Source organism: Arthrobacter sp. TJ-266 (assembly GCF_058269115.1).
Window position 1 is genome coordinate 374,289 of sequence record NZ_JBZCNC010000003.1, and the last position, 15,479, is coordinate 389,767.

The following is a 15,479-nucleotide window of genomic DNA, read 5'->3' on the forward strand; positions in this document are numbered from 1 at the left end:
ACCACCCCGCCCCGGCTCCGCGTCGTCGCTCGGTCCCGGCCTAGCGCCCCTCGAACACGTCCGGCACGCCGTCGTTGTCGGCGTCGACCTTCTCCTCCGCATCGAGCTCCCGGTAGCGCTTGTTGCGCGTCCGGAGCACGACGGCGGCCGCGAGCGCCGCGATGAGCGAACCGGCGAGGATGGCCACCTTCGCGTGGTCGTCGGCCGGTGTCCCCTGACCGAACGCGAGATCGCTGATGAGCAGCGAGACGGTGAAACCGACACCGGCGAGCATGGCGACCCCGAGGATGTCCACCCATGCGAGGTCGGGATCGAGTGCCGCCTTGGTCGTCTTCGTGACCGCCACGGTGGCGAGCAGGATGCCGATGGGCTTGCCGAGCACGAGCGCCACGACGATGCCGATGGCGATCGGATCGGTGAAGGCGTTGACGAGTCCCTCGGTGCCACCGATGGCCACCCCGGCCGAGAAGAACGCGAACACGGGGACGGCGAACCCGGCGGAGAGTGGCCGCAGCCGGTGCTCGAGGGTGTCGGCGAGGCCGTCGGGGGCGACGTCGTGCGCCTGGGTGGGGCCGTCGTCGTCCTCGACGCCGATCTCGTAGACCTCGGCGTCGACGCCCTTCGGCAGCACGGGGATGGTGAAGCCGAGCAGCACGCCGGCCACCGTGGCGTGCACACCGGATTCGTGGACCAGGGCCCACACGGCGAAGGCGAGCGGCAGCAGGATCACCCAGGACGACCAGGACTTCCGCTGGAAGAACGTGGGGAACTTCTGCGCGAGGAACGCGTAGAGCGCCAGCGGTGCCAGCGCGATGAGCAGCGGCGGGACCTGGATGTCCTCCGAGTAGAAGAACGCGATGATCATGATGGCCAGGAGGTCGTCCACCACGGCGAGGGTGAGCAGGAAGATACGCAGCGCGCTCGGCAGGGAGGAGCCCACCACGGCGAGGACGGCGACGGCGAACGCGATGTCCGTCGCGGTGGGGATGGCCCAGCCGCGGAGGGCATCCGGCCCGGCGCTGAGCGTGATGGCCACGTAGATGAGGGCGGGGACGATCACGCCACCGATCGCCGCTGCGACCGGCACCACCGCGCGGTCGAACTTCCTGAGGTCCCCGGCCACGAACTCGCGCTTGAGCTCGAGGCCGGCGAGGAAGAAGAAGAGGGCCAGCAGTCCGTCCGCCGCCCACGTGCCGACGCTCAGGTTCAGATGCCAGGGCTCGTAGCCGAAGGTGAAGTCGCGGACGGAGAAGTACGTGTCCGCGGCGGCACTGTTCGCGAGGATCAGGGCGAGGATGGTCGCGACGAGGAGCAGTGCGCCACCCACCGTCTCCTTGCGGAGGATGGTGGTGATGCGCAGGTGCTCGCGGTAGCTGCTGCGGGAGAAGACCGTCGAGCCGGTCCTGTGGTCATCCGGGTGATCTGTCATGTGCGTCCTTCGGTCGGGCATGCTCGAGTGAGCGCCGACCAGACTTCCCGGCTCACCAGAACCTCCAGCGTACCCGCAGAAGGCCCTCGGGCTCGGCCGGGTCACACCACCGAGCTGAAGTGCTCCGCCTTGCCGGTCGGACCGGCCACGATGATCTCGTCGTCGTCGTACAGCGTGGTCTGGGCAGTCGTGTAGTCCCACTCGCCGCCCTTGCGCTTGACGGCCACTACCGTGACGCCGTACTTCGCCCGCAGGCCCGTGGTCCCGAGCTCGCGGTCCCAGTACTCCCTCGGCGGCCTCGTCTTCACCATCGCGAAGTTGTCCGCGAGCTCCACGTAATCGAGCATGGTGCCGCGTACCAGGTGCGCCACGCGCTTGCCCATGTCGTGTTCGGGCCGGATCACGCGCTCCACCCCGAGCTGCGCGAGGATCTGTGCGTGCGGTTCGCTGATGGCCTTCGCCCAGATGGTGGGCCGCTCGAAGCGCAAGAGGATCGACGTCGTGAGGATGCTCGCCTCGAGATCGGAACCGATGCCGACCACCACGCGGTCGAACTCCGGCAGGGAGAGCTGGCGCAGCGCTTCCTCCTTCGTGGTGTCCGCGCGGACCACGTGCGTCAGGCGCCCGTTGTAGGACTGGACGATGTCCTCGTCGGCGTCGATCCCGAGGACCTCCGTACCCGCCTCCTCGAGCTCGAGGGCGAGCGCCCCGCCGAAGCGCCCGAGGCCGATCACCGCCACGGAGTCGGCGGCGGCGATCGCCTCGATGGGCCGGGAGGAGAACATGCGTTGCCTAGCCAATGAGCGGCCTTTCCTTCGGGAATTCGTAGTAGAGGGGTTTGGAGCGGAGCGCCAGTGCGGAGGCCAGCGTCACGGGGCCGAGGCGTCCGGCGAACATCACGAGGATCAGCACCACCTGACCCACGGGTGGGATGCCCGCGGTGATGCCCGTGGACAGCCCGACGGTGCCGAAGGCGGAGATCACCTCGAACAGGATGCGGTCGAGGCCGAAATCGGTGATGAGCATCAGGAACATGGTGGCTCCGATGACGAGGCCCACGGCGAGCAGCACGATCGAGATGGCCTGGCGGTGCACCGAGCGCGGGAGGCGCTTCCCGAAGACGTTCACGGCGGTGCCTCCGCTGATCTCGGTGTAGAGGATGAAGAACAGCACACCGAAGGTGGTGATCTTCAGCCCGCCGGCGGTGCCTGCCGGGCCGCCGCCGATGAACATGAGGACGTCCATGACCAGGAGCGTGACAGGGTCCAGAGCGGCGAAATCCACGCTGTTGAAGCCGGCGGTGCGGGTCATCGTGGACTGGAAGAAGCCCGCGAGGATCCGCTCGCCGGGCCGCAACGCTCCGAGCGTGCCCGGGTTGCTCCACTCCAGGGCGGTGATTGCCGCGGACCCCAGCAGCAGCAGCACCACCGTGCCGCTCAGCACGAGCTTGGTGGTCATGTGCCACTTGGCGGGGTAGCGGAAGTGGCGGCGCAGTTCGAAGAGCACGGGGAAGCCGAGCCCGCCGATGATCACCGCCGCGCAGATGGGCAGGCAGATCCAGGGATCCCCTGCGTACCCGATCAGGTTGTCGCTGAAGAGCGCGAAGCCCGCGTTGTTGAAGGCGGAGACGGCGTGGAAGACGCCGAGCCACACGGCCTCCCAGAACCCGTGGCCGTACCCGAGCCCGAACCGGGCCGCGAGCAGCACGGCGGTCACCGACTCGACGATCAGGGTGATGCGCAGGACCCCGAGCAGCACCGTCCGCACGTCGCCGATGCCCGCGCTCTTCGTCTCCGCTGCGGCCGAGAGCCGCGAGCGCAAGCCCATGCGCCGCGCCAGGAGCACCCCGAGGAGGGATGCGAAGGCCATGATGCCGAAGCCGCCCACCTGGATGAGCGCGAGGATGATCACGTGACCGAGCCCGGTCCAGTACACGGGGGTGTCGACGACGATCAGCCCGGTCACGCACACGGCGGACGTCGCGGTGAAGAGCGCCTCGAGGAGGGTGGCGCTGCCGGCACCCACCTTCGCGGTCGGGATCATCAGGAGCGCGGTCCCGCCGGCGATGGCCGCGGCGAACCCGAGGACGATCACCTGCGCCGGGTGCCGGGGGCTCAGGTGGCGGGCCCAGGCGGCGGAGCGCGTGAGGAACCCGCGGACGACGGCGGAGGCCTGCGCTTCCCGAGGGGTGTCTGTGCTCGGCCTCACGGGAACGCTCGAACCTCCGGCGGTGGGATGACGCTGTGGCGGCATCACGGGAGGGGCCCCGGGCCAGAGGCCATTCAACCCGAGCGGCGCGGCCCTGGAGGGTGTCTTTACGGCTTCTTGATGCTGTGGGCCGTCGGCTTCGTCCCCGCGGACGCGCAGGACGGGGCGTCAGGCCCGGAGGGCTCCGGCCACGTCGGTGAGCCGTGCGACCTCGTGGTCGGGCCGCGTCATGGCCGGCGGGTAGGGCGCTCCGCCACGGTTGAGCCAGACAGTACGGAGACCGGCACGGGAGGCGCCGTCGACGTCCCACGGATGCACCGCGACGAGCACGGCGTCGTCCGCGTCCCGCCCCCGTTCCTCCAGCGCGTACGCGTACGCCTCGGGTGCGGGCTTCCAGAGAGGGGCGTCCTCGACGGACAGGACGGCGGACACCAGGTCGCGGACGCCCGCCCGCTCAAGAAGGCCCGACGCCGTCGCGGCCGCGCCGTTCGTCAGTGCCACCACCTCGTGGCCGGCCTGCGCGAGGTCGCGGATGCCGTCGGCGACGTCGTCGTGCGGCGGGAGCGCCTGCAGCGCGTCGAGGACGTGCGCGACGGCGTCGTCGAGCCCGCGGTTGAGGGGCTGGTCCGCGAGGACGGACCGGAGTGCGCCCTCGGCCACCGTGCGGAAGGCCGTGTTGTCACCGAGGACGGTCAGGGCGAAGCCGTCGCGGAGCACCGCGGAGAACCAGTGCGCCGCCAGGTGGGGCGGCGCCCCGATCTCCTCGACGTGCTGCGCCATGCGGCCCATGTCCGAGAGCGTCTCGTTGACGTCGAGGAGGATCAGGGGAGGTGCCACTACTGGCGGTACCCCTCCACCTGGCTGATGGGCCGGGCGCCGGCGTCCGCGGGGTTCTCTCCGGCGTCGGCCTTGGCTCGGCGCTGGCGGAGCAGGTCCCAGCACTGGTCGAGATCCTCCTCCAGCTTCTTGAGCCGTACGGCGTGATCCTGGTGGGCCTCGCCGTCGCCCGCGTCCTGGGGCTGGTCGCGGAGGTCGTGTTCCTCCTGCACCAGTGCCTGGATGCGCTGCAGGATGTCGTGCTCGTCCATGGTGCCGTCCTTCGTCGTCGTCAGCTGGCTTACTGCTCAGGCTACTGATGCCCTTCCAGGCTGGCTAGGAGCGGCGTCGGCCCGCCCGAATTTGGCGGGCCGGTGAGATGCCCTAAGCTGTTCAGGAACAACCCGCCTGTGTAGCTCAGTCTGGTAGAGCATCCGCTTCACACGCGGAAGGCCCGGGGATCGAGGCCCCGCGCAGGCACGAACACCTGCTGGGAACAGCATCAGGAAGGCCCGTACCGCACGTCGGTACGGGCCTTCCTGCGTCTGATGTGTTCGTCGACGGTGAACAGGAAATCTCTTAGCAGTCGGCCATAGGGAGTGCTAATATCTTCGTAGTTGAGCGGAGGTCGCTCAACCTCGAAGAACCGACTACCGCACACCGTGCGGAACCTATGAAGGAGTTGTTTCCCGTGGCCATGAAATTCGATCCGTTCCGTGAGCTTGACCGCGTCGCCGGCGCTCTCCTCGATCCCCGTCCCGGGCTGCGTCTCATGCCGATGGACCTCTACCGCGAGAAGGACCACTACGTCCTGTCGGCCGACCTCCCGGGTATCGATCCCGGATCCGTGGACATCGACGTCGACGGCCAGCTCCTGACCATCCGCGCCGAGCGCACCCTGCGCGGGGCGGAGGGCGTGAAGTGGCTGACCCGCGAGCGCGAGAGCGGCTCGTTCCTGCGCCAGCTCAACCTCGGGCAGGGCGTGGACACCGAAGGCATCTCGGCCCGCTACGAAAACGGTGTCCTCAGCGTCACCATCCCCGTCAGCGAGCGAGCCAGGCCCCGCAAGATCGAGGTCGTGAGCGGGGAGTCCTCCACTCCCATCGAGACCGCGACCGTCGAGTCCCCCGCTGGGACCCAGCAGCACTCCGTCGAGGCGTAGTCCCCACCCCGTCAGTACCCCCGGACGCCCGTCCGGGGGTACTGCTGCGTCCGGCCCCGGAAAAGGCTTGCGACGTCGGGGGCCGGACGCCAAGGATGAAGGCATGGACTTCACACCCACCTCAGCCATCGTCACCGGTTCCGATTCCGGCATCGGCCGCGCCACCGCCGTCGCCCTCGCAGCAGCGGGCTGCAACGTGGGGGTGACCTGGCACTCCGACCAGGAGGGCGCGGAGGAGACCGCGCGCCTCGTCCGCGAGAAGGGCGTGCGGGCCGCCGTCGCGCGGCTCGACACCACGGACGCACCCGCCTGCGGTGACGTGGTGGATCAGCTGGCCCGGGAGCTCGGCGGGCTGGACGTCTTCGTCAACAACGCCGGCGTCAACGGCGGCACGCTGTTCATGGAGACGGATTGGGACACGTGGCGCGGAACCCTCGGCGCCAACCTCGACGGCGCCTTCGTGTGCATCCAGCGGGCAGCCCGCCACATGATCGACGGCGGCCGGGGCGGCCGGATCATCGCGGTGACGAGCGTGCACCAGGAGCAGCCGCGCGTGGGGTCCGCCGCGTACGACGCCTCGAAGCACGGCCTGGGAGGCCTCATCCGCACCATCGCCCTCGAGCTCGCGGACCGTGGCATCACCGCTAACGCCGTCCTGCCGGGCGAGATCAACACGCCCATGAACGATTCCGCCGACCAGGACCCGCACACCATGGAACGCCCGGGCATCCCGCTCGGCCGGCCCGGTGCGCCTGAGGAGATCGCGGACGTCGTCGCCTTCCTCGCCTCCGGAGCATCGAGCTACGTCAACGGCGCCTCGTTCGTCGTGGACGGCGGGATGCTCCTGATGGGGCCGCAGGCCGGCTCGCACCTCACGAGCAACGACTGGCGGACGCTCTGACCCCTCCGGTGTGACATCGGGCACAACTTTCAGCAGCCGTTCACGTGGCGTTCAGTCCGTCCCGATACCGTGGCGCTTCCAGCTGCTTCGAAAGGCCCGCCATGGATGCTCCACACACCACTTCCACCGATACAGACCAGCAGGACTGGTCCGGCTTCCGCCGGGGCGAGCGCATCACGCTCCAGCATCCCGCCGGCACGCACCTCCGCGGGGTGCTGGATATGCGCAGCGACGACGCCTCCGTGCTGTGGATCCACCTCAACGACGGCGGTGGGCGGCGCCTGGTGCACCGCGCCGACGGATACCGGGTGCACCGGGGCTGAGCCGGGGCCCCTGCACGAGCCCCGACATGACGAAGGGCGGATCCCTCGAGGGGACCCGCCCTTCGTCATGAAAAACGCATCAGCTGATGCGGGGCCCACCCGAATCCGGGTCGTTCGTCGATGCGTCGGGCAGCGAGCCGTTCGCCGGCGATCCGCCGGAGCCGCCGGTCGGCGGGGCCTCCACGTTGCCGCGCCAGGCACCCGTCTCACCGCCGCTCTTCTCGATGAAGTCCTTGAACCGCTTGAGGTCACCCTTCACCTGGGCGGTGTCGGCATTCACGACGGCCCCGATCTTCTCCGTGAAGGTCTCCGGGTGCCAGTCGATCTGCACCATGAGCCGCGTGAGGTTGTCGTCGAGACGGTGGAACGTGACGACTCCCGCATGGGATTCGCCGTCCGTGCTCTTCCATGCGACGCGCTCGTCGGGGTGCTGCTCGGTGATTTCGGCGTCGAACTCGCGCTTGACGCCTCCGATGCTGGTCACCCAGTGCGTGTGGGTGTCCGACGTCTGGGTGATGGAGTCCACTCCGCCCATGAACTGCGGGAAACTCTCGAACTGCGTCCACTGGTTGTAGGCCGTGGTGACCGGTACTGCTACGTCGATCGATTCCTGAACTGAAGCCAAAAGATTCTCCTTCGTAGAGACTCCGGAAGCGCCACGACGCCGTTCTTCAACAGCATTGTGACCGAAACCGTAAGTTCCCTTAGCGTAGGCCGAACCGGTTGGATTTGGCCAACGCACGGGTCTAGGGTGAAAGAAGGTCACCCGGTTCTGATCGGTACGTCATGTGCTCGGCCGGGCGGCGTATTTTTCTCTAGCACTGGAGGATTCATGAAGGCTTCACCCACCCTCACGGACAACATGCAGGCCGTCCTGGTCGATCTCATCGAACTCCACCTGCAGGGCAAGCAGGCCCACTGGAACGTGGTCGGCAAGAACTTCCGGGACATGCACCTGCAGCTGGACGAGATCATCGACGACGCCCGTGCCTTCGCCGACGAGATGGCCGAGCGCATGCGCGCCCTGCACGCCGTACCCGACGGCCGCAGCGTGGCCGTGGCCGAGGGCACGAAGATCCAGCCCTTCCCGTCCGGCCTCGTGTCCACCAAGGACACCGTGGGGCTCGTGGTCAACATGCTGAACGCGGCCGTGAAGACCATGCGCGACGTCCACGACCAGATCGACGAGGAGGACCCCACCACGGCGGACCTGCTCCACGGCTTCATCGGCAAGCTCGAGCAGTACGCCTGGATGGTCGACGCCGAGAACATGGAACCGACGGCGGAGGTCGTCACCCCCGTGGGAACCGAGCACGCGACCGTCTGACGACGGTGTGAGATCTCGCCCGATCACGGGCACACGGATCGCAGGACGAGGGAGGCACCCGAGGGTGCCTCCCTCGTCGCGTTCCGGTGCAGTCCCGGTGCAGTCCCGGTGCATCGCGTTCGAGCGCCGCCGCGTCCCGGCGTCGGGCCACGTACGGACCTCGGTCAGGTGATCGCGCTCCGGACCTCCGCCAGCAGGGATGCCATGTGCTGCTCGGCGGAGGCAGCGTCCCCCACGAGGACATTCGCGGCCACCTGCTCGTGGCTGTGCAGGGCGTGCTCCCTCGGATTCTGCGGCATGAGGCCCTGGTGAGTCCTCCCCGAGAGCACCTCAGCGATGACCTGCCGCAGCGCGACGAACATCTCGTTGCCGCTGGCCTCGAGGATCAGGGCGTGGAACTCGATGTCGATCTCAAGGAACGTCTCCAGCTCGCCGCTCTCGCCCAGGCGGCGCAGCTCGCGGCCCAGGTGGTCGAGGCGGTCCCTCTGGGCGGGTGTGGCGTTCTCGGCGGCGAGCGCCGCCGCGACGGGCTCGACGGCGCGCCGCAGCTGCGTGAGGGACCGGAACTGGTCATCACGGCCCGGCCCGTTCAGGCGCCAGCGGATCACGCGCGGCTCGTACACGTTCCACTGCGAGGGCGCCTGGACCACGAGCCCCACACGCCGCCGCGGGACGATCAGGTTCATGGCCTCGAGGACGCGCATGCAGTCCCTGACGACGGTGCGTGAGACACCGAACCGCTGCTGCAGTCCCTCGATCGTGAGGCGGGACCCGGCGGCGATGACGCCGTCCACGATGTCCTGACCCAGGGCATCGATGATCCGTGTGTGGAACACCGTCGCCGTCGCGGGTCCCTTCGCCTCAGCGGCCGATGACGACGTGCCTGCTGTCGGCGTCGTTCCCGCCGCCTGTTCCTTCTGTTCCTTCTGTTCCCCGTGGCCCGCAGGCAGGAGCGGGGGCATCGACTGCGCTGTCATGCTCCTCCTCCGGGAGAACGTCGGCCGCCATGTACGCACGGCAGAGGGTGATCACCCCACCCTAGGGCGATCATCCGGGCTTCGAAAGGTACTACTTTTCAGAAATCAAAGGTGATACCTTTGCCGAATCGTGATGCAGCGCACAGCACGCATCGAGTGCACCGACGAAGGAGTCAGCATGGGAACACCGCGCCACATCGTGGTGATGGGGATCTCGGGATCCGGCAAGACCACGATCGCCACCCGGCTCGCCGAGCGCCTGAGGTGGGTCTTCGCCGAGGCGGACGAGTTCCATCCGGCCGCCAACATCGAGAAGATGTCCGCCGGCACCCCCCTGACGGACGAGGACCGCTGGCCGTGGCTCGACGCCATGCAGGCGTGGATGACCGAGCAGGCGCAGGCCGGTCGGAGCACCGTGGTGACCTGCTCGGCCCTCAAGCGCTCCTACCGCGACGTCCTCACGCAGGCAGAGGGCACCACCAGCTTCGTCCACCTGATCGGGGACACGAACCTGATCCTCGACCGCATGAAGACCCGCACCGGCCACTTCATGCCGCAGTCCCTCCTGCCCTCGCAGATCAGCACGCTCGAGCCACTGGAACCCGACGAGCACGGCGTGAAGATCGAGAACATCGGAACCCCCGACGAGGTCACGGAGCGCGTCGTCTCCGAGCTCGACCTCCGCAGCACCTGACCACCCCCCGATCGTCCCGTCCCCACCGAAGGAACCTCCATGCCCATCGAAGGTTGGACCCAGAGCCTCACCGCCGGTCCGCTCCTCCTGATCGCCGCGGCGGCGATCCTCGCCCTGCTCTTCCTGATCATCAAGCTCCGCATCCACGCGTTCGTGTCGCTGATCCTCATCAGCCTCGCGACCGCCTTCGCCACGGGCATCCCCACCTCGCAGATCGTCACCGTCCTCGTGGGCAGCTTCGGCTCCACCCTGGGTGCGGTGGCGCTGCTCGTGGGGCTCGGCGCCATGCTCGGCCGCCTGGTGGAGACGAGCGGTGGAGCGAAGGTGCTCGCCGACTACCTGATCAGGGTCTTCGGTGAGAACAGGGCGCCCCTGGCGCTCGGCATCGCTTCCCTGATCTTCGGGTTCCCCATCTTCTTCGACGCCGGGCTCGTGGTCATGCTGCCCGTGGTGTTCTCGGTGGCACGGCGCCTCGGCGGCGGCGTACTCCGTTACGGCCTCCCGGCTGCGGGCGCCTTCTCCGTCATGCACATCTTCGTACCGCCGCATCCGGGACCCGTGGCCGCATCGGAGTTCTTCGGCGCGAACGTCGGCGTGGTCATCATGGTGGGCCTCGTGGCAGCCATCCCCACCTGGTACGTCACCTCCTACCTCTACGGGTTGTGGGCGGGCAAGAAGTACGTGCTACCCGTGCCCGAGCTGCTCGGTACCGCGGACGAGCACGCCGAGGCGAACCCGCCGAAGTTCGGGACGGTCGTCGGGATCCTGCTGCTGCCACTCCTGCTGATCTTCCTCAACACCGGGCTCAACACCGCCGCACGGTCAGGTGCGTTCGACGAGACCCTCACCGAACAGGGCTGGTTCCAGTTCCTCCGCACGCTCGGCGAGACGCCGGTGGCGCTGCTGATCTCGCTGCTCGTGGCCTCGTACGTCCTGGGGCGCCGTCGTGGCATCGACAAGACCGTCCTCGAGAGCACGCTCGAATCCGCCCTCGGCCCGGTCTGCTCCGTCATCCTCATCACGGGCGCCGGCGGCATGTTCGGTGGAGTGCTCCGGACCAGCGGCATCGGTGACGCCCTCGCGAACGTCCTGGGCGATCTCGGCATCCCGATCATCCTCGCCGGGTTCCTCATCGCCGCGATCCTCCGCATCGCACAGGGCTCCGCCACCGTGGCGCTGACCACCGCGGCCGGCCTGATCTCACCCGCCATCGCGGCGGGCGACTACAACGCCCTGCAGCTCGCAGCGCTCGTCGTCGCCGTCGCCGGTGGTTCGGTGGTGGCGAGTCACGTCAACGACTCCGGGTTCTGGCTCGTGGGCCGGTTCCTCAACATGGACGTCAAGACGACGCTGAAGACCTGGACCGTCATGGAGACGACCATCGGCCTGATGGGCTTCGTCATCGCCGCCGGGGTCTTCGCCCTCGCCTCCGTGGGCTAGCGACGCTTCCCCCGGGACCTTGCAGGCCCACCCTGCTTCGTCCCGGGGGTGTTCGGACGGCCCGCCCTCGGATTCGCGGACCCGCTCGCACCCTTGGCCGTCGCCTTCTTCGCCGCGGCCTTCTGCGCCGCGGACCGTTTCGGCGCCTCACGCTGGGAGGGCTGCCGGGAGCTCTGCGCCGTGCGCCCCCGGACGATTCCGATGAACTCCTCGACGTCGTCGGACTCGTCCTCCACACGCCACGCGATACCGATGGTGGTCGTCGCGACACCGGGAACCGGACGGTGCACGGCGTCCTTCCGCGCGTACAGGCGGGCCAGCGACATGGGCAGGACGACGACGCCGGCACCCGACGCCGCCACCTCGACGGCCAGCCGCGCACCCCCGCATGCGACGACGTCGAGCAGCGTCTCGCCGTCGAGCTCCTCGGCCGGGACGTCGTCGTACAGCGAGAGCTCGTTCTCCCGCGACATGACCACCACGGGTTGCTCCTCGTAGAGCGGGATCAGATGGAAGCCGGCCCGGTCCACGGGAAGCCGGACGAAGGCGACGTCGTCGGATCCGGCCCTCAGGGCGGCGAGGGGATCGTCGTCGTGCTGGTGGAGTTCCAGCGGCACGTCAGGATGGCGCTCACGCCAGCGCGCCACCCACTTCCCGGGGGTCACGCCCGGCACGAAGCCGACGGACAGGGATCGGGACTGGTCGGCGTGCACCTCATCACAGTAGCCTCCGGGCCCTGCGGCGGGTGGATGGGCCGGGTCCGCCCGTTAAGCTGGGAGGATGACTCCCTCGAAGACGCCGCAAACGCTGAAGCCCGCCACCGCGGCCAAGAAACTGGGGATCTACCTGCCCGCTGCTCCGCAGGAGTTCCAGGAGACGGAGTTGACGCGCGCCGAGTTCAACGAACTCCAGCAGACCCCGCCCGAGTGGCTCGCCGAACTGCGCCGCACCGGCCCGCATCCCCGCCCCGTCGTCGCGCAGAAGCTGGGGATCTCCATCGGCGGTCTCGCCCGCGGAGGGGTCACCGATCCCCTCACGAGCGAGCAGATCACGGCACTGCTGCAGGACCCGCCGGCCTGGCTGGTCGCGGAGCGGTCCACGCAGGCCGCCGTCCGCGCGGAGGCCGCACGGGTCAAGGAGCGCGCAGCGAGCACCACCGCCGACACCGAGTAATCATCGGATAGTGGTCGTCGGGTCGTCCGGCAAGTCGTCCGGCGGCTCGACCCAGCGGCATGGCCCTGAGGCTTGGTCCGGCGCCGGCGAACAAAGCCGGTCCTCTTCCGTCGACCCTGACTCGGTGTGGAAAGACGCGCCGGGGCACGACGGCGCCGTCCTCGTGCCCCCGTGAGCGGCTCCTGGGCGTGCGTCCCTGAGCGTGCCTCCAGCGTTCCTGTGTGTCGGCGGGTCTCCGTGTGTCCGTATCGGCGACATCCCTGTGCCCCTGTATGTCGGCACGTCCCCGTGCCCGGCGTGTCTCGTGTCCTGTGTCCTGTGTCCCGTGTCTCCGGAGGACGTCATGGCCCGTCGCCTCACGCCGCGCAGGCTCTGAGAAAGCCCTGTGCGCGTTCGTGATCCGGGCGCGCGCCTACCATGGAAGTGCCGAATTCCTGCGAAGGCGCGCCGATTGACTTAATCGAACACGTATTCGAATATTGGTGGGTGACGCCCTCAGCTGCCGGCCATGCCCTCGAGTGGGATGAGCCGTACCCCGACGCTGAAGCGCCACGTCCCGACGCCCCCGGCACCTCCGCGACCCGTGGCCGCGGGGATGTCGCACAGGATCTCCAGTCCCGCATCAACAGCATGCAGGCTCCCACCCTCGATTCACGGAGACTGCCCACTGTTCCGGCCCTGGCGCGGATCCTGCCCGGCGGCGGACTGCAATCGGGTGGCTCCTACGCCGTCCGCAACTCCACCACCCTCGCCATGGCCCTGCTCGCGGGCCCGTCGTCCACGGGCTCCTGGTGCAGCGTCATCGGCATCCCGGACTTCAGCGTGGAGGCAGCACAGGGGTTCGGCATCAATCTCGAACGCCTCATCCTGATCCCCGATCCCGGAAGCCAGTGGCTCACGGTCACCGCAGCACTCGTGGACGTCGTCTCGATCGTCCTCACCCGCGCCCCGGAACACCTCGCCCCCACGGAATGGGCCCGGCTCAAGGCCAGGCTCCGCCAACGGGGAGCAGCGCTGATCACGCTGGGTGCCTGGAAGCAGAGCGACTCGACGCTCGGCGTCGCCGAGAGCGCCTGGGAGGGCCTCGGCGCAGGCACCGGACACCTGCGGGGACGCCGGATGAAGATCACCGCGACCCAACCCTCGGGCAGGCTCCGTCACGCCTACGTGGGGCTCACGGATCTGCAGGGCGTGGCCGCGGTGGAACCGGCGGCGTCGCACCCGGCGGGTACGCCCGTCGGAATCCCCGCAGGGGTCCCCGCCGGGGTCCCCGCAGGCCTTCCCGCCGGCCTTCCCATGGGTGACGCCGCACCCGGCCTGTTCGAGCCGCTACTGGTGAAGTCCTCGTGACCGCGTCCCCGTCGGTTCCGTCCCTGACGCCTGCCGCACCCACGGCCACCCGGATCATGATGCTCTGGTGCCCCGACTGGCCCATCACCGCAGCGCTCCGCGAGCACGCCCTGCCCACCGACGCTGCACTCGCGCTCGTGGAGCGGGGTGAGGTCTTCGCCTGCTCTCCCGCCGCTCGCCAGGACGGCGTGAAGAGGGGTCTGCGTATCCGCGAAGCACAGGCACGCAGCACCGGACTGGTGTGCCTGCCCTACGATCCCTCCCTGGACGACCGCACCTTCGAACCGGTGACCGCCGCGGTGGAGACCATCATGCCCGGCGTCCAGGTGATCCGGCCCGGACTGTGCGCCATCAGGGTCAAGGGGCCCTCGCGCTACTACGGCGGCGAGGACAAGGCGGCGGACGTGGTCTTCGCGACACTCGAGGCCATGGGGCTCACGGACGTGCGGATCGGCATCGCGGACGGTCCGTTCGCCGCCGAGCAGGCCGCCAAGGCCACGGACCAGGTGGAGGAGCTGGACACCGAGCGCCTCGTCGTCATCCCGCCCGGACGCTCGCCCCTGTTCCTCAGCAGCTACCCCCTGGAGATCCTCGAGGTACCGAAACTCGCCGTCCTGCTGAAGCGCCTGGGTATCCGTTCCCTCGGCGACTTCGCGGCGCTCAAGGCCTCGGACGTCCGGAACCGCTTCGGGATCGAGGGGGCGATCGCGCACCGCCAGGCGAGCGGCCTCGACCACCGGAACGTCGTGGCGCGGAAACCGCCACCGGACCTGGACACCCAGGCCGATTTCGAGCCCCCGCTCGCCCGTATCGACCAGCTCGCCTTCGCGTTCCGCACGAAGGCCGAGGAGTTCGTGGGGGCGCTCCGTGACGCGGGGCTGGTGTGCAGCGCCCTGCACGTCTCGCTGCACACGGAATCGGGGGAGGTCTCCGAGCGCCGCTGGCAGCATCCGCGCTGGTTCGACGCCGACGACGTCGTGGACCGCGTGCGCTGGCAGCTCCAGGGCACCAACGCGTCCGATCACGGCCTGACCTCCGGCATCAGCCGTGTCCACGTGGTCCCGGACATCGTCGAGGACCTCGCCGACCACGCCGACGGCCTGTGGGGCACGGGACCGGATGAGGGAATCCACCACGGGCTCGCCCGCGTGCAGAGCATGCTCGGGCACGGCGCCGTGCTCACCGCGATCATCGCCGGCGGGCGGTTGCTCGCGGACCGCCGGGTGTTCATCCCGTGGGGGGACACGCCGTCGGACCCGCAGCAGTCCGGGAAGGCCTCGGTCAGGAACCGGGAGCAGCCCTGGCCCGGGCGGGTGCCCGGACCGGCACCCGCCACGGTGTTCGCGCATCCCGTGCCCGCCGTCGTCGTGGATTCCCGCGGCAACCCTGTGGACGTGGACCCCCGCGGCGTCCTCAGCGCCGACCCTGCGTTCTTCAGTGCGGGGCCCGACGACGACCGCCGGACCGTGCACTCCTGGACCGGACCCTGGCCCATCAACGAACGCTGGTGGGACCCGAAGGGCCGTGTCCTCAACCGCTTCCAAGTGGTGGACCGGTCGGGCTCCGCCTGGCTGCTCCTGCTCGAGGACCATGCGTGGTGGGTCGAGGCCGGCTACGACTGACCCGACGGCTGACTCGGAGCACCGGAGCACCGGAGCACAGACGACACCGCACACACG

General features: G+C 69.2%; 17 protein-coding genes and 1 tRNA gene. 10 read left to right on the top strand and 8 right to left on the bottom strand.

What is annotated here, in order from left to right:
* Positions 1-40 precede the first annotated feature (40 nt).
* From nhaA to AC4D12_RS10415, 5 genes are all read right to left on the bottom strand, one after another.
* On the bottom strand, positions 41-1,429 hold the full coding sequence (gene nhaA, locus AC4D12_RS10395; RefSeq protein ID WP_490949850.1) for a Na+/H+ antiporter NhaA: 1,389 nt from the start codon (positions 1,427-1,429) through the stop codon (positions 41-43).
* A 101-nt stretch (positions 1,430-1,530) separates the two neighbouring features.
* Entirely contained in the window at positions 1,531-2,214 is a 684-nt protein-coding gene (locus AC4D12_RS10400; protein WP_490950125.1) for a potassium channel family protein, read from the bottom strand.
* A 7-nt stretch (positions 2,215-2,221) separates the two neighbouring features.
* The gene (locus AC4D12_RS10405; protein ID WP_490949851.1) at positions 2,222-3,637 is read right to left on the bottom strand and encodes a TrkH family potassium uptake protein; all 1,416 of its coding nucleotides are present in this window, start codon (positions 3,635-3,637) and stop codon (positions 2,222-2,224) included.
* A gap of 168 nt (positions 3,638-3,805) precedes the next feature.
* On the bottom strand, positions 3,806-4,474 hold the full coding sequence (locus AC4D12_RS10410) for a haloacid dehalogenase type II (RefSeq protein WP_490949852.1): 669 nt from the start codon (positions 4,472-4,474) through the stop codon (positions 3,806-3,808).
* Complete coding sequence (locus AC4D12_RS10415) at positions 4,474-4,725, bottom strand: DUF2630 family protein (protein ID WP_490949853.1); 252 nt, start codon at positions 4,723-4,725, stop codon at positions 4,474-4,476. Before AC4D12_RS10415 ends, AC4D12_RS10410 begins: the two co-directional genes overlap by 1 nt.
* 134 nt (positions 4,726-4,859) lie before the next feature.
* On the opposite strand from AC4D12_RS10415, the gene AC4D12_RS10420 reads away from it, so the two are divergent.
* The 4 genes from AC4D12_RS10420 to AC4D12_RS10435 all read left to right on the top strand — a co-directional run bounded on the left by AC4D12_RS10420 (position 4,860) and on the right by AC4D12_RS10435 (position 6,839).
* Positions 4,860-4,933, top strand: a tRNA-Val gene (locus AC4D12_RS10420).
* Positions 4,934-5,150: 217 nt separating this feature from the next.
* Positions 5,151-5,615, top strand: a complete 465-nt coding sequence (locus AC4D12_RS10425) for an Hsp20/alpha crystallin family protein (RefSeq protein WP_490950126.1) — start codon at positions 5,151-5,153, stop codon at positions 5,613-5,615.
* Between the two features lie 103 nt (positions 5,616-5,718).
* A complete protein-coding gene (locus AC4D12_RS10430; protein ID WP_490949854.1) occupies positions 5,719-6,516 on the top strand; it encodes an SDR family oxidoreductase in 798 nt (265 codons plus the stop codon).
* A gap of 101 nt (positions 6,517-6,617) precedes the next feature.
* Positions 6,618-6,839, top strand: coding sequence for a hypothetical protein (locus tag AC4D12_RS10435; RefSeq protein ID WP_490949855.1), 222 nt, complete (start codon positions 6,618-6,620; stop codon positions 6,837-6,839).
* A gap of 79 nt (positions 6,840-6,918) precedes the next feature.
* On the opposite strand, the gene AC4D12_RS10440 is transcribed toward AC4D12_RS10435, so the two are convergent.
* A complete protein-coding gene (locus AC4D12_RS10440; RefSeq protein ID WP_490949856.1) occupies positions 6,919-7,464 on the bottom strand; it encodes an SRPBCC family protein in 546 nt (181 codons plus the stop codon).
* Positions 7,465-7,671: 207 nt separating this feature from the next.
* Here AC4D12_RS10440 and AC4D12_RS10445 point away from each other — a divergent pair, with 207 nt between their 5' ends.
* Entirely contained in the window at positions 7,672-8,166 is a 495-nt protein-coding gene (locus tag AC4D12_RS10445) for a Dps family protein (RefSeq protein ID WP_490949857.1), read from the top strand.
* A gap of 164 nt (positions 8,167-8,330) precedes the next feature.
* On the opposite strand, the gene AC4D12_RS10450 is transcribed toward AC4D12_RS10445, so the two are convergent.
* Positions 8,331-9,143 (bottom strand): FadR/GntR family transcriptional regulator, encoded by an 813-nt coding sequence (locus AC4D12_RS10450; protein WP_490949858.1) that lies wholly within the window; start codon positions 9,141-9,143, stop codon positions 8,331-8,333.
* Between the two features lie 178 nt (positions 9,144-9,321).
* Here AC4D12_RS10450 and AC4D12_RS10455 point away from each other — a divergent pair, with 178 nt between their 5' ends.
* Together AC4D12_RS10455 and AC4D12_RS10460 are read left to right on the top strand one after the other, a co-directional pair.
* Positions 9,322-9,837 (top strand): gluconokinase, encoded by a 516-nt coding sequence (locus AC4D12_RS10455; protein ID WP_490949859.1) that lies wholly within the window; start codon positions 9,322-9,324, stop codon positions 9,835-9,837.
* 39 nt (positions 9,838-9,876) lie between these two features.
* The gene (locus AC4D12_RS10460) at positions 9,877-11,277 is read left to right on the top strand and encodes a GntP family permease (protein WP_490949860.1); all 1,401 of its coding nucleotides are present in this window, start codon (positions 9,877-9,879) and stop codon (positions 11,275-11,277) included.
* Here the strand turns inward: AC4D12_RS10460 and AC4D12_RS10465 are convergent.
* The gene (locus AC4D12_RS10465; RefSeq protein WP_490949861.1) at positions 11,274-11,990 is read right to left on the bottom strand and encodes a LysR family substrate-binding domain-containing protein; all 717 of its coding nucleotides are present in this window, start codon (positions 11,988-11,990) and stop codon (positions 11,274-11,276) included. The two genes, AC4D12_RS10460 and AC4D12_RS10465, sit on opposite strands and share 4 nt — an antisense overlap.
* A gap of 67 nt (positions 11,991-12,057) precedes the next feature.
* Between AC4D12_RS10465 and AC4D12_RS10470 the strand changes: the two genes are divergently transcribed.
* From AC4D12_RS10470 to AC4D12_RS10480, 3 genes are all read left to right on the top strand, one after another.
* Entirely contained in the window at positions 12,058-12,450 is a 393-nt protein-coding gene (locus AC4D12_RS10470) for a DUF5997 family protein (protein ID WP_490949862.1), read from the top strand.
* A 486-nt stretch (positions 12,451-12,936) separates the two neighbouring features.
* The gene (gene imuA', locus AC4D12_RS10475; protein ID WP_490949863.1) at positions 12,937-13,800 is read left to right on the top strand and encodes a DnaE2-dependent mutagenesis accessory factor ImuA'; all 864 of its coding nucleotides are present in this window, start codon (positions 12,937-12,939) and stop codon (positions 13,798-13,800) included.
* A complete protein-coding gene (locus AC4D12_RS10480; RefSeq protein WP_490949864.1) occupies positions 13,797-15,422 on the top strand; it encodes a DNA polymerase Y family protein in 1,626 nt (541 codons plus the stop codon). Before imuA' ends, AC4D12_RS10480 begins: the two co-directional genes overlap by 4 nt.
* The last annotated feature ends 57 nt before the right edge of the window (positions 15,423-15,479 follow it).